This window comes from Actinorhabdospora filicis (assembly GCF_030269765.1).
GTDB lineage: Bacteria > Actinomycetota > Actinomycetes > Mycobacteriales > Micromonosporaceae > Actinorhabdospora > Actinorhabdospora filicis.
The window spans coordinates 395214-408409 of the sequence record NZ_BSTX01000004.1 but is presented as its reverse complement, the minus strand read 5'-3'; the positions used below and the strand labels follow the sequence as shown (position 1 = coordinate 408409).

Sequence of the window (13196 nt, the reverse complement as noted above, 5' to 3'; positions counted from 1 at the left end):
TTGTCCATCAAGCCCACCCGCCGCAACCTGCTCACCGCCGCGGCGCTCACACCCGTGGCCATCGCCGCCGGGTCGCTCACCGCCGAGAGCGCCAGCGCGTCCACAGTGGACACCGCGCTGGAGTGGTACGACCTCACCGTCACCACGATCACCGAGGCCGGATCGCCCGCGCAGGTCACCAACTCCCGCACCTGGGCGATCGCCTGGCTGGCCGCCGCGCGCGCCCAGCAGCGCGAGACCGCGCCGGAGTTCCGGCAGGCCGCGCTGGCCTCGGCCATCCACAGTGTCCTCAGCGCGCAGGTGCCGGCGCGCGCCACCGTCCTCGACGCCGCCCTGACCACCACCCTCAGCCGCCTGCGCAACCGTCCCGGCAAGCACCGGGGCGTGACCGCCGGGCGCGAAGAGGCCCAGGCGCTCCTCGGCGAGCGCGCCGGCGACGGCCTCGACCCCGCCTCGGTCAACCCGCCCTACGACGCCGGACCCGCCGCGCCCGGCGTCTGGCAGCCCACCCCGCCGTCCTACACCCCCGGCCAGCAGTCGGGGACGCGGTTCGCGCGCCCGTTCCTGCTGCCCACCGCCGACGCGTTCCGGCCCGGTCCCCCGCCCGCGCTGGGTTCGGCGCGCAACATCGCCGACCTGGAGGAGGTGCGCCTCTACGGCGGGCTGAACTCCACCGTCCGCACCCAGGCGCAGGCCGACACCGCGCTGTTCTGGTACGGCTCGTCGCAGGTGCTCTACAACCCGGTCCTGCGGGCCGCGCTGGCCGGATCGCACCGGTCCCTGGTCTGGCGCACCACCCTCGTCGCGCTGTTCCACATCGCGCTCGTGGACACCCAGATCGCCACCTCCGACACCAAGTACCACTACCACTGGTGGCGGCCGGTGACCGCGCTCGCCGGGACCGGCTGGCAGCCCTTCCACGTGACGCCGTCGCACCCCGATTACGTGTCGGGCCACAACATCTACTCCGGCGCGGCCGAGGGCGTCCTGACCGACCTGGTCGGCGCCCGCACCGCGCCCTACACGGTGGTGAGCCCGTCCTCGGGCACGACCCGCACCTACACCGACTGGGCCACGCCCTCGCGGGAGAACGTCGACGCCCGCGTGTGGTCGGGCATCCACACCCGCTCGGCCGACGAGCAGGGCATCGTGCTGGGGAAGAAGGTCGCCCGGCACACGCTCCGCGAAGCTTGGCGTCTTTTCTGAGAGTATCCTGAGGCTATCCCGGATAAATATGGGATAGCCTCAGGCGCATGGACAAGGCACCCCGATTCGAAGATCTCTTCGCCTACCTTGAGGCGGTCAAGGCGACCGGACGCCTCAAGAAGAACTCCATCGACCTCGCACGCTCCACGCTCCGCCGCGTCCTCGACGCCACCGACGTCACCATCGACACCGTCCTCGACGACGTCGACGTGAACATGGTGAAGGAGCAGCTCGAAGACCTCGACATCTCTCCGGCCACCGCCGAGGCCTACGTCGGCCGCCTCCGCCGCACCATCAAGGACGCCCGGGCCTGGGCCGCCGGGGAACCGCTGGTGAAGGTAGACGACAAGATGATCGACTACCCGCTCCAGCTGCGGCCGGACCTGCGGGTGACGTTCCGGCTGCCGGGCGACCTGACGCCCGGCGAGGCGAAGCGGATCGGGCGGTTCGTGGAGAGCCTGGCGATCGAGGAGGTTTAGGGCGGGGGGACGGGCGGCCTGGGCCGGGGTGGGCGGGCGTCGGGACCGGGCGCGGCACGGGCTCGGGGACCGGACGCGGGCACTGAGGTGGCCGCCGATCGGGCCCCGGCTCAGCGCCAGGCCGAGTGCCGAGTGCCCAGGGCGGCGACGGCGACGTGACGGCAGGGCGTGAGGTGGGCGCGGGGATCGACCGCCACACCGCCACACCGCCACACCGCCACACCGCCACACCGCCACACCGCCACACGAGCATCGACCCGGCCTCCCCGGCCCGGTCCGCGATACCCCCGATGGGTTAAGTTATCCACATTGGGGTCGTTATCCACAGGTTCCGCGATGGGCCGTTTGGTGGACCACGCGTACGCCCCGGTTACGTTCGCCCCAGCGGGGCGGGCTCTGGGCCCCACCAAAGAAGTAGTCGACCTGAAAGACGATGCCGAGGCGCGAGGCGCCTACGGCTTCGCACTGCCTGCCCACCGCCCCGGTCACCGCCTTCACGCTGCCCACCAGCCCGATCATCCGTTCGCCATGCCGACCAGCCCGGTCACCGCCCTCGCCAGGCCCACCGCCCCGGCCACCGCCCTCGCCACACCGACCAGCCGGGTCACCACCCTCCCCAGGCCAGGCCCACCGGCCCGGCCACCGCCCTCGGCTCCGCGAGCCCTCCTCGCCGCCTCGGCCACAGGAGCACCGGAGCACCGGGCCATCAGGCCAACCTCCCACCACGGGAGCAGCCCGTCCACATCACGCCCCCGGCACCGTCCGCCTCATCAACGCCTCCGGCGAACCCCGGCCGCGCCCTCCGAAAGAGCCCGTCTCACCCCGCCCCAACGGTCCCGCGGCCGATGCGCCGCGGTCCCGCACCCGCGAAAAAGCCCCCGGTCTCCCGGGGGCTTTTCGTCGTCTCGGTCCCGCGTCCATCCGGCCTCTACCGCCGGTCGAACCGCGAATCTAATCTCGTGCTCGACCGCGGCGAGCTGTCGCTGCCGAAGAGCACGTCGTCCCAGGCCGGGAGCCGGTTGCGCGGCTTCGTGCCCTCCTCGCCGTCCGGTTCGATCTCGGTGCGGCGGGGGCGGAGGACGGCCAGGGAGGGCACGCTGGGCGTGTCGCGGGAGTCCAGGGGCTCCGAGCCGGGCAGGCCGAGGCCGCCGGCGGCGGGTTCGGGGCGGCTGGGGGCGCCCATGGGGCGTTCCAGTACCGCTCGCAGGGCGTCGCGGCGCAGCGGGTCGCGCGCCGGTTCGCGGGTGGCGGGGCGTCCGGCGCCGTGGAGGGGGTCGCGGGACGGCCGGGTCACCGGCGCGGTCATGGTCTGCGCGGCGGGGCCGCCGAGGGTCGGCGACATGGCGGGTCCCTCGGTGGAGAGGAACTGCGCCATCTCGTCATCGGGACCGACGGTCTGGCGGGCCTTGTCGAGCTCCCACACGGCCTGGGCGGTCGCCTTGCCGGAGGGCCAGGTCGCGGTGACGCGCCAGGTGCCGTCCTCGCGGCGGTAGGCGTCCCAGGACACCTTGTCGGAGTCCACGCCGTGCTGGCCGAGCTTGCCGTCGACGATGTCGGCGAGGCGGGCGCCGCGGTCGGAGGTGCGCAGGCGGGCGCGGCGGGCGTGCTGCGCCAGCATCGCGCGTTCCTGCAGGACCGGCCCGGCGTAGCGCAGGACCCGCGTCACGGGGACGCCGGCGTGGCGGGCCACGTCGTCGGCGGACTCACCGGCGCGGATGCGGGACTGGATGTCGCGCGGGGACAAGGTGACGCTGGCCATCAGGGCGGGCGCCGGAGTGGTGGACTCCTCGCCGTCCTTTCCGGACTCGCGTTCATGGCGCACGGCGACGGCGATCCGCTCATCGAGCGGCAAGGTCAGAAGGCGTCCCACTTCGTCGGCGAGGACGAGGGCCTGCCCGTCCTCGGAGAGGGCGACAAAACGCACCGGCCGCATCGCGCTCCTCCTCCCACCATTCAGATCGCTTCAGCCCACAGTACGCCCAACCGTACCGGCAAAGGTCCATGCCGCGCCGCCGTGATAGCAAGAAGATCACTAATGTCTTCTGTACATCGGTCTCACCGAAATGGACGGTCGGCCGTATCCGCCGGGTGTACGTACGGGACGGCGCTGGTCACCGGCCCGGGTTCATTGTGCCGCCCCGGAAGACGATCTCGGGAGTGGGTTACGCGACTGCGTGTTCACCCGGAAGAGTGAACGCGATATCTCCACATCAGTATCGGCGTGGCGGAGTCGATGACGGCGGGCGCGCACGGCAGCCGCCGCCAATACGCGATGTGGTCCTCGGTCCACTTCTCCAGCCCGGTGTGACCGAGCCCTTCGGCGACGGCGTGCGCGAGGTCCACATCGGCCAGGGCCGCCTCGCGCACCGAGACGGTCTCGGCGACGGCGAGGACCGCTCCGGTGGAGTCGCGGACGAACAGCCGCTCACCGGGCACCGGGCGCGGCGTACCGGCCTCGATCTCGGCGCGCAGCAGGGTTCCGGCGGTCTTGGCCCCGGAGACGATGGCGGCGGCCAGCCGGTCGCGCATCGGCCCGGGCGGCCCGAGGGGAAGGTCGGCGGTCATGCGGAGAGGCTAGACCCACCCACCGACACCGCGAGGCGGGCCGGTCGCACGGGATGCCACCGCACCGGGAAAGTGGCAGGCTTCCCCCCATGGAATACACCAGCCTCGGCCGCACCGGCCTGCAAGTCTCGCGCCTCTGCCTCGGCACCATGAACTTCGGGCCGAAGACCACCGAGCCCGACTCGCACGCGATCATGGACCGGGCCCTGGAGGTGGGCCTCAACTTCTTCGACACCGCCGACGTCTACGGCTGGCAGACCGGCGAGGGCATCACCGAGAAGATCCTGGGCACCTGGTTCGCCGGGGACGCCGGCCGGCGCGATCAGGTCGTGCTGGCCACCAAGGTCTACGGGAAGATGGGCGAGGGCGTCAATGACCGCGGCCTGTCCGCCCGGCACATCGTGCGCGCCTGCGAGGACTCCCTCAGGCGCATGAACACCGACTACATCGACCTGTACCAGATGCACCACGTGGACCGGGACGTCCCGTGGGAGGAGCTGTGGCAGGCGATGGACCTGCTCGTGGCGCAGGGCAAGGTGCTCTACGTCGGCTCCTCCAACTTCGCCGGCTGGCACCTGGCCGCGGCCAACGAGGCCGCCGCGAAGCGGAACTCGCTGGGCCTGGTCAGCGAGCAGTGCATCTACAACCTCTTCACCCGGCACGTCGAGCTGGAGGTCGTCCCGGCCGCGCGACACTACGGGATCGGCATCATCCCGTGGTCGCCGCTGCACGGCGGCGCGCTGTCGGGCGCGCTCCGCAAGATCGCCGACGGGACGGCGCAGCGCTCCGCCGACGGGCGCGGCGGCGAGTACGTGGAGAGCCACCGCGAGCAGATCCAGGCGTGGGAGAACCTCTGCGCCGAACTCGGCCACGACCCGGCCAACGCCGCCCTCGCCTGGCTGCTGTCGCGGCCGGGGGTGACCGCGCCGATCATCGGGCCGCGCACCATCGAGCAGCTCGACGGCGCGCTCGGCGCGCTGGAGATCACCCTCGACGAGAAGACCCTGGCCGCCATCGACGAGCTGTTCCCGCCCGTCGGCAACGGCGGCCCCGGCCCCGAGGCCTGGGCCTGGTAGGACGTCTCGGCCGGTCCCGTGCCCGCGGGCGCCGGGACCGGCCGTTCCCTCGCCCCCGAGGGGTCACCCGATTTCGAAGAAGCTCTCGTCCACGTCGAGGGTCAGCGCGACGCCGAAGCGGTGGGCGACCATGAGCTCGCCCAGTTCGCGCTGCCCGATCAGGCGCAGGTCCACTCCCGACACCCCGGCGGCGTAGGCGCGGGCCTCATCGCTGAAGCGGCCGGTGGTGACCACGCAGCCGCGCGCGGTGGGCTGGGCCGCCATCGCGGTGACCAGCTCGGCCAGCAGCGCCGAGCCGACCGCGCGGTCCTCGCCGAGGCGGCGGGCGACCACGAACAGCGGATCCGGGTCGGACGGGTCGCGCCACATCACGCCCTGCACGACGGTGTGGCCGTCGGCGTCCAGGAGCATCCGGTGTCCCTGCGCGCCCTGGTTGCCGTCGCGGGCCAGCAGGCGCATCACGGCGTCCAGGAAGAACTCCGGGCCGCAGCCGCGCAGTCTGGCGACGAGGCGGGAGGCGAGATCACCGGGCTCGGCCGGTCTCTGCCGCCGGACGCGTTCGGCGACCGGGCGGGCCCGGTCCCTTCTGCGGCCGGGGATCCCGGCGAGGCGGTGGCGCAAGGCGCGGCCGTGGGGCTCGAAGACCTTCAGGGGACCTCCACCGCTGACCACCTTGCGCAGCCAGGGGAGGGGTTCCCCTGTGGACATGGACATGTGGCGACCTTTCGTGTGACGGGCGGGCTCCACAAGGCCCCACCGGTCGCTTGTGGACGGACAAATTAGCACGGGGCGTCCGCCGGGGGAACGGCCACGGGGCCGGAGATGTCATCGTGTCAGCGATGTCAAATCGCCCTTTGGGAGATCGAGAAACGGCCTGTACCGTGGCCTGCGCCTTACCGCGAGAGGAGCCTCGATGCCCGACGCGACCATGCTGACCGCCGCCGACATCGCCCGGCTGGCCGGTGTCACCAGGGCGACGGTGAGCCATTGGCGGCGCAGGCATCCCGACTTCCCCGCGCCGACCGGGGGCACCTCGGCCAGCCCCGCCTACGAGCGCGCGAAGGTCGAGGAGTGGCTGCGGACGCAGCGGCGGCTGCCCGCGCGCGGCCAGGCCGAGGCACTGTGGCTGGCGCTGCGTCCCGAAGCCCACGCCGTGCCGGGCCTGGCCGAGACGTTGCTGCGGCTGGCCCGCGGCGAGCCCGCGCCGGACGACCCGGCCGGCCGGGCGATCACCCTCGCGGCGGCCGCGCACGGCCCGGTGCGGCTGTTCCAGGACCTGCACGCGCGCATGGTCGCCGCGGTCGCGCCGGGCGCCGACAAGGTCCCGGCACCCCTCGCGGCGCTGATGGCGGGCCTGCTCGGGCCGCGCGGGACGGTGCTGGACCCCGCCTGCGCCACCGGGACGCTGCTCGTGGCCGCCCGGGAGCGGGGCGCGCGGGCGCTGTACGGGGAGGAGAAGCACGCGGCCCTGGCCGCGGTGACGGCGGTGCGGCTGGCCCTGGGCGGCGGGATCAGCGAGGTCCGGGCCGTCCCGGCGATCTGCTCACCCGAAGAGAGTGAGGCGGTCGACGCGGTCGTGTGCCGTCCGCCGTTCAAGGAACAGGGCGTGCGCCCCGAACCCGGCGATCCACGGTGGACGTACGGGTCGCCGCCGCGCACCGAGTCGGAGCTGATGTGGCTCCAGCACTGCCTGTCCCGGACCGCGCCCGGCGGCCGGGTGGTCCTGCTGCTGCCACCGGCGGTGGCGGCGCGGCCCACGGGCCGGGCGATCCGGGCCGAGCTGGCCGCGCGGGGCGCGCTGCGGGCCGTCATCGCCCTGCCGCCGGGCGCGGCCGCGCCCGCGCACCTCGGGCTGCACGTGTGGGTGCTGACCAACCCGCCGGTGCCCGGGCCGCGGCGGGTGCTGTTCGCCGACGGCTCCTCCTGCGCCGACGGGCGCGGGGTGGACTGGCCGCGCCTGTCCCGGCTGGTCCTGTCGGCCTGGCGGGAGGTGAGCGAGCTGGGCACCGTCGTCCCCGACGAGCACCGGCGGGCGGTGCCCGCGGCGGCGCTGCTGGACGGCGAGGTCGACCTGACGCCGTCCCTGCACGTCTCGGCGCGCGACCTGGACGCCGGGGTGCTCGCCTCGATGACCGAGGGCCTGCGCGGCGAGCTGGATCTCAGGCTCAAGGCGGTCCGCAGGCTGGCCGCGCGGCTGAGCTTCCTGCCCGCCGACGACGCGCCGGACGGCTCGTCCACCGTGGACGACCTGGTGCGCGCTGGGGACGTGGCGATCCTGCGCGCGGAGGTCCCGCAGGTCGGCGACGTGGTCCTGCGCGGCGTGGGCGAGCGCCGGGTGCCCACGGTGATCACCGGCGACAACGCCGAGGCCGCCGGTTCCCGGTACGTGCTGCGCCCGGCGGCGGGGCGGCTGGATCCGTGGTTCCTGGCGGGCTATCTGTCGGGCCCGGCGAATCAGGCGCTGCTGGACCGGGGCCCGGCGCTGACGGCGGCGGTGGTGCGGCGGCTGACGGTGCCCGCCGCCGATCGCGCGCGGCAGCGGGAGCTGGGCCGGGCGTTCAAGGCGCTACAGGAGTTCGAGGAGGCCGCCGAGGCCGTCGCCGCCACGGGCCGGACCCTGCGGCGGACCCTGGAGGACGGGCTGGGCGGCGGGGTCCTGGAGCCCCTCTAGGGCGGCCTCGGTGAGGACGTGGGCGCCGGTGACGGGGACGCCGTGGCGGCGGGCGGTCTCGGCCTTGCCGGACATGGTGTCGGGGTCGGCGGCGATGACGGCGGCGGTGTTCTTGGCGACGTGCCCGGCGACGCGCAGCCCGGCGGCGCGGGCGAGGTCGCTCCAGTGGTCCTTGCCCTCGGGGAAGGCGCCGGTGAGGACGATGGTGTCGCCGGGGTGGAGCGAGACCTCCACGGTGGACTCCCGCACGGTGTTGCGCAGGCGCACCGGGGTGTTCTCGTGCGGCAGGTGGGGCCATTCGGCGGGCAGCGCGTGCCAGGGCGGTTCGCCGGCCGCGAGGTAGGCGCGCAGGACCCCGGCGGTGTCGAGGGCGTCGGAGAGGGCCTCGTGGGGGCGGTCGGCGAGGATGCCGAAGAACTCGCGGCAGGCGGCCAGCGAGCGTCCCCGCCCGGGGAGGAAGTGGGGTGCCCAGGTCATGGTGCACACGCCCATGGCGGGCAGGTGCGGGATCGCGACGCCGAGGCGGGCGAACTCGCCGGAGAGCAGCCGGTGGTCGAAGTTGATGTTGTGGGCGACGGGGATGCGCCCCTGCATGCGGGCGGCGACCTCTCCGGCGATCTCGGCGAACAGCGGCGCCTCGCGGGCGTCGGCGGCGCGGACGCCGTGCAGGTCCTGGCGGCCCAGGTCGCGGCGGGGGTTGACGAGGGTGTGCCACTCGCCGGTGACCTCGCCGTGGGCGTCGGTGTGGACGACGGCGACCTCGACGATCCGGTCGCGGTTGGTGAGGCCGGTGGTCTCCACGTCGACCACGGCGTATCCGGTGCCCTCGGGGGCGCGCTGGACGGGGACGCCGTCCAGGAAGGGTGCGGGCATCAGATCTGGTCGAGCGCCTCGGGGGTGCGCGCGACGGCGGCGCGGCCGTCGTCCCACAGCAGGATCGGGCGCTGGATGAGGGCCGGGTGGGCGACCATGGCGGCGATCCAGCGCTCGCGGTTCGCCGCGTCCCGGGGCCAGCCGTCCAGGCCGAGTTCGGCGGCGGCGGATTCGCTGGCGCGGCACACGTCCCAGGGCTGCGCGCCGAGCCGGTCGAGGACGGCGGCGAACTCGGCGGCGGTCGGCGGGTCGGTGAGGTAGGAACGGACCCGGTAGGGCACCCCGGCGAGGTCGAGGCGATCCCGGGCGGCGGCGCACTTCGAGCAGGACGGGTTGTTCCAGATCTCCATGTCCGGAAATTATCCGGTACCTACGACAAGGCGCTCACCCGAACTTAAGTTAAGGTTCGCTCCATGCGCATCCCCCTGGAGCAACAGGAACTGACCGTCGGCGAAGTCGCCGAACGCGCCGGACTGGCGGTGTCGGCCCTCCACTTCTACGAGCGCAAGGGCCTCGTGGAGTCCCGCCGCACCAACGGCAACCAGCGCCGCTACCGCCGCGACGTGCTGCGCCGGGTCGCCTTCATCCGCGCCTCCCAGCGCCTGGGCATCCCCCTGTCCACCATCAAGGAGGCCCTGGCGATGCTGCCCGAGGGCCGCACGCCCACACAGGGCGACTGGGTGCGGCTGGCGCGGGCCTGGCGCGGCGTCCTGGACCAGCGGATGGCGGAGATGGCGCGGATGCGCGACACCCTCGCCGGGTGCATCGGGTGCGGGTGCTTGTCACTGCAGCACTGCAAGCTCGCGAACCCCTACGACAGCCTCGGGGAACTGGGGTCGGGGCCGGTGCGGCTGTTCGCGGATGAGGAGGAGGTGCGGGCTTGCGTGACGGCTTGCTCGAACCCGGCGGAGGCCGAGGAGGAGAAGGGGGACGTGGAGGCGGCGGGGGTGGGGTGAGGCACCCCACGAGCGGTGCGGACACGGATCCGGTTAGCGGCCGGTTACCGTCCCGCACGTGGTGACGCAGTTCGATACCCGCCCCCTCCGCGCCTGGATGCACCGCCGGTTCACACCCCGGACCACGGTGCTGATCAGCCTCGGCTGGATCGCCGTCTTCGCACTGCTGCTCACCCTGACGCTGACCCGGCCGAGCTTCGGGCTGATGTGCTTCGGCGCGTTCTGGCTGCCGGGCTGTTTCGTGGCCTTCGGGGCCTTGTACGACGTGGCCAAGGCGAGCCGCGCCACGGCCCCTCCGCGCACCCGAAAGGGCACTCGCGGCCCGTCTCGAAGGGCGAAGGGCCCCCGCCCGCCTGGGAGACGATGAGGGAAACCCGGTGCGAAAAGCGAAGAAGCCGCTCACGGAGAGGTGGCATCGTCACCTGAAGTTTCCCTTCGCTTCCCACTGACTGGTAACTTCGCCCGGCACACTTCACCCCTCTCGTCTTCTCCCTTCAGGAGCGATACGTGCCCCTCCGCAAGATCCACGCGGTGGGAGCCGCGGCGGCCTTCGCGCTGCTCGCCGCCGCCCTCCCCACCCCCGCGTCGGCCGCCCCGTCCGGCGGTCTCGTCATCAATGAGGTCTTCGGCGGCGGGGGCAACTCCGGCGCGACCCTCACCCACGACTTCATCGAGCTCGCCAACCGGAGCACGGCGCCGATCGACCTGAGCGGCTGGTCGGTGCAGTACCACTCCCGCAGCGGCACCGGCTCCTGGCAGCTCACGCAGCTGACCGGGACGCTGGCGCCCGGCGCGTACTACCTCGTCCAGGAGGCCAAGGGCACCGGCGGCACGCAGCCGCTCCCCACGCCCGACGCCACCGGCACCATCCCCATGTCCGGCACCGACGGCACCGTCGCGCTCGTCCACGGGACCACCGCGCTGACCTGCACCGACGCCACCTGCGGCGGCGAGGCCTCGATCGTCGACCTGCTCGGCTACGGCACCGCCACCATCCGCGAGGGCCAGCCGATCCCCGGCGCGAGCAGCACGCAGTCCGTGCAGCGCACCACCGCCGCCGACAGCGACGACAACTCCGCCGACTTCACCGCCGCCACCCCGACGCCCAAGGCGTCCAACGGCGGCGACACCCCCGGCCCGGCCTGCCCCGCCACGCCCGGCGCGCTGAAGATCCGCGACGTCCAGGGCAACGGGTGGATCTCGCCGCAGAACGGCAAGACCGTCACCGACGTCCCCGGGATCGTCACCGCCGTGCGCGGCTCCGGCACCCGCGGCTTCTGGATCCAGGACCCCGCCCCGGACGCCGACCCGGCCACCAGCGAGGCCGTCCTGGTCTTCCTCGGCTCCCAGGGCGACCTCAGCGTCAAGCCCGGCGACGCCGTCATGGTCTCCGGCAAGGTCTCCGACTACTACCCGGTGCCCAGCGGCGAGACCTTCCCGAACGTCTCGTCCCTGTCCACCACCGAGATCACCAACCCGACGGTGAAGGTCTGCTCCAGCGGCAACGCCCTCCCCGCGGCCGAGGTCATCGCGCCCACGACCCTGCCGGGCGTGTACGCGCCCACCTCGCCCACCGGCAACGTCGAGAGCCTGGTGACGGTCGACCCGGCCCGCTCGGTCCTCGACTTCTGGGAGAGCCGCGAGGGCATGCTCGTCGAGGTCGACGACGCCCGCGTGATCGGCGCCGGAAACCAGTACGGCGAGATCTACATCACCGCCAAGCCCGGCGAGTACGCCACCCCGCGCGGCGGCACCGTCAACCTCGGCTACGACAAGACCCCGACCGGGCGCATCGTCGTCCAGCCGGTCTCGGGCTCGGTCCCGCGCGTCGACGTCGGCTCGGTCCTCAACGGCGCCACCAGCGGTCCCGTGGACTACTCGCTCTTCGGCGGTTACGGCATCGCCGCGACCACCGTCGGCTCGGCCGCCCCGAGCAACCTCGTGCGCGAGTCGGCCACCCCGCAGGCCGCCGACCAGCTCGCCGTGGCCACCTACAACGTGGAGAACCTCTCCCCGAAGGACCCGGCCTCGAAGTTCACCGAGCTGGCCGCGGGCGTCGTGGAGCACCTGGCGTCCCCGGACGTCGTGGTACTCGAAGAGATCCAGGACAACAACGGCAGCACCAACGACGGCGTCGTCGACGCCTCGCAGACCCTGGACAAGTTCGTCGCGGCCATCACCGCCGCCGGCGGCCCCGCCTACGAGTGGCGCCAGATCAACCCCGAGAACGGCAGGGACGGCGGCCAGCCCGGCGGCAACATCCGGGTGGCCTTCCTGTTCAACCCGGCCCGGGTGTCCTTCGTGGACCGCGCCGGTGGCGACTCCACCACCGCGGTGAGCGTGGCCGCCGACGCCGACGGCACCGCCGCCCTCTCGGCCTCCCCCGGCCGCGTCGACCCGGCCAACGAGGCCTGGCAGAGCAGCCGCAAGCCCCTCGCGGGCGAGTTCCGCTTCCAGGGCCAGAAGGTCATCGTCGTCGCCAACCACTTCAACTCCAAGGGCGGCGACCAGAACGCCGACGGCCGCTACCAGCCGCCGAACCGCTCCTCGGAGATCCAGCGGGTCAAGCAGGCCACGGTGCTGAACGCGTTCCTGAAGGACGTGCTGGCCGTCGACGCCCGCGCCAACATCGTGGTGGCCGGCGACATCAACGACTACCAGTACAGCCCGGCGCTGGCCACGCTGACCTCGAACGGCGAGATCCTGACCGACCTGATCAACACGCTGCCGGAGAACGAGCGCTACTCCTACGTGTACAACGGCCTGTCGCAGGTCCTCGACCACATCCTGATCAGCAAGCCCCTGTCGTCCTTCGAGTACGACGTGGTGCACATCAACGCCGAGTTCGCCTTCCAGACCAGCGACCACGACCCGCAGGTCGTGCGGCTGCGTCCCGACAAGACCCCCTACTGCACGCAGACCCTGACCGGCGACCACGTCGGCGCCCTCAAGGTGACCTCGGGCGTCCTGTGCATCAAGGGCGGGCGGCAGATCGGCGCGCTGACCATCGCGCCCGGCGCAGCCCTGATCGTGGACGGCGGCCAGCTCATCGGCTCGGTCAAGTCCACCGGCGCGGCCTGGTTCCAGGTCTGCGGCTCGAAGGTGACCGGTTCGGTCTCGGTGTCCGGCTCGGCCGGCCCGGTCCTGCTCGGCGGCGGCAACTGCGCGCCGAACACCATCACCGGCTCGGTCTCGCTGTCGGGCAACACCGGCGGCGTGACGGTCGGCGGCAACGCCTTCACCGGCGCGCTGACCTGCTCGGGCAACAACCCGCCGCCCACCAACGGCGGCGCGGCCAACCGCGTCACCGGCGTCTTCGCGGGACAGTGCTCCGGCCTGTAACGCACGCCTGAGGTAACGGCCCGCCCGG

Annotated in this window: 12 protein-coding genes; 7 read left to right on the top strand and 5 right to left on the bottom strand. The window is 73.2% G+C overall.

What is annotated here, in order from left to right:
* Both QSK10_RS26865 and QSK10_RS26860 read left to right on the top strand, forming a co-directional pair.
* Positions 1-1206, top strand: a complete 1206-nt coding sequence (locus QSK10_RS26865; protein WP_285665897.1) for a vanadium-dependent haloperoxidase — start codon at positions 1-3, stop codon at positions 1204-1206.
* A gap of 47 nt (positions 1207-1253) precedes the next feature.
* Complete coding sequence (locus tag QSK10_RS26860; protein WP_285665896.1) at positions 1254-1685, top strand: hypothetical protein; 432 nt, start codon at positions 1254-1256, stop codon at positions 1683-1685.
* 928 nt (positions 1686-2613) lie between these two features.
* On the opposite strand, the gene sepH is transcribed toward QSK10_RS26860, so the two are convergent.
* The gene (sepH, locus tag QSK10_RS26855) at positions 2614-3618 is read right to left on the bottom strand and encodes a septation protein SepH (protein ID WP_285665895.1); all 1005 of its coding nucleotides are present in this window, start codon (positions 3616-3618) and stop codon (positions 2614-2616) included.
* Positions 3619-3863: 245 nt separating this feature from the next.
* Positions 3864-4250 (bottom strand): ASCH domain-containing protein, encoded by a 387-nt coding sequence (locus tag QSK10_RS26850; protein WP_285665893.1) that lies wholly within the window; start codon positions 4248-4250, stop codon positions 3864-3866.
* An 89-nt stretch (positions 4251-4339) separates the two neighbouring features.
* On the opposite strand from QSK10_RS26850, the gene QSK10_RS26845 reads away from it, so the two are divergent.
* Positions 4340-5326: an aldo/keto reductase gene (locus QSK10_RS26845; RefSeq protein ID WP_285665892.1), complete on the top strand. Its 987-nt coding sequence runs from the start codon at positions 4340-4342 to the stop codon at positions 5324-5326.
* A gap of 63 nt (positions 5327-5389) precedes the next feature.
* Here the strand turns inward: QSK10_RS26845 and QSK10_RS26840 are convergent, their stop codons facing one another.
* The gene (locus QSK10_RS26840) at positions 5390-6040 is read right to left on the bottom strand and encodes a restriction endonuclease (protein WP_285665891.1); all 651 of its coding nucleotides are present in this window, start codon (positions 6038-6040) and stop codon (positions 5390-5392) included.
* Between the two features lie 199 nt (positions 6041-6239).
* On the opposite strand from QSK10_RS26840, the gene QSK10_RS26835 reads away from it, so the two are divergent.
* Entirely contained in the window at positions 6240-7997 is a 1758-nt protein-coding gene (locus tag QSK10_RS26835) for an N-6 DNA methylase (protein ID WP_285665890.1), read from the top strand.
* Here the strand turns inward: QSK10_RS26835 and QSK10_RS26830 are convergent.
* Together QSK10_RS26830 and QSK10_RS26825 are read right to left on the bottom strand one after the other, a co-directional pair.
* Positions 7893-8870 carry a 3'-5' exonuclease gene (locus QSK10_RS26830; protein WP_285665889.1) on the bottom strand — a complete coding sequence of 326 codons (978 nt, stop codon included), beginning with the start codon at positions 8868-8870 and terminating at the stop codon, positions 7893-7895. The genes QSK10_RS26835 and QSK10_RS26830 overlap by 105 nt on opposite strands.
* The gene (locus QSK10_RS26825) at positions 8870-9220 is read right to left on the bottom strand and encodes an ArsC/Spx/MgsR family protein (protein WP_285665887.1); all 351 of its coding nucleotides are present in this window, start codon (positions 9218-9220) and stop codon (positions 8870-8872) included. Before QSK10_RS26825 ends, QSK10_RS26830 begins: the two co-directional genes overlap by 1 nt.
* 63 nt (positions 9221-9283) lie before the next feature.
* Between QSK10_RS26825 and soxR the strand changes: the two genes are divergently transcribed.
* From soxR to QSK10_RS26810, 3 genes are all read left to right on the top strand, one after another.
* Complete coding sequence (gene soxR, locus QSK10_RS26820) at positions 9284-9826, top strand: redox-sensitive transcriptional activator SoxR (protein WP_285665885.1); 543 nt, start codon at positions 9284-9286, stop codon at positions 9824-9826.
* Between the two features lie 61 nt (positions 9827-9887).
* Positions 9888-10193: a hypothetical protein gene (locus QSK10_RS26815; RefSeq protein ID WP_285665884.1), complete on the top strand. Its 306-nt coding sequence runs from the start codon at positions 9888-9890 to the stop codon at positions 10191-10193.
* Between the two features lie 140 nt (positions 10194-10333).
* Positions 10334-13168: a DUF8508 domain-containing protein gene (locus QSK10_RS26810; protein WP_285665882.1), complete on the top strand. Its 2835-nt coding sequence runs from the start codon at positions 10334-10336 to the stop codon at positions 13166-13168.
* Positions 13169-13196 lie beyond the last annotated feature (28 nt).

Bases quoted from the DNA above. Each gene is read 5' to 3' on its own strand.
- QSK10_RS26860 (WP_285665896.1), top strand. From the start codon at position 1,254: ATGGACAAGGCACCCCGATTCGAAGATCTCTTCGCCTACCTTGAGGCG.
- sepH (WP_285665895.1), bottom strand. From the start codon at position 3,618: ATGCGGCCGGTGCGTTTTGTCGCCCTCTCCGAGGACGGGCAGGCCCTC.
- QSK10_RS26850 (WP_285665893.1), bottom strand. From the start codon at position 4,250: ATGACCGCCGACCTTCCCCTCGGGCCGCCCGGGCCGATGCGCGACCGG.
- QSK10_RS26845 (WP_285665892.1), top strand. From the start codon at position 4,340: ATGGAATACACCAGCCTCGGCCGCACCGGCCTGCAAGTCTCGCGCCTC.
- QSK10_RS26840 (WP_285665891.1), bottom strand. From the start codon at position 6,040: ATGTCCATGTCCACAGGGGAACCCCTCCCCTGGCTGCGCAAGGTGGTC.
- QSK10_RS26835 (WP_285665890.1), top strand. From the start codon at position 6,240: ATGCCCGACGCGACCATGCTGACCGCCGCCGACATCGCCCGGCTGGCC.
- QSK10_RS26830 (WP_285665889.1), bottom strand. From the start codon at position 8,870: ATGCCCGCACCCTTCCTGGACGGCGTCCCCGTCCAGCGCGCCCCCGAG.
- QSK10_RS26825 (WP_285665887.1), bottom strand. From the start codon at position 9,220: ATGGAGATCTGGAACAACCCGTCCTGCTCGAAGTGCGCCGCCGCCCGG.
- soxR (WP_285665885.1), top strand. From the start codon at position 9,284: ATGCGCATCCCCCTGGAGCAACAGGAACTGACCGTCGGCGAAGTCGCC.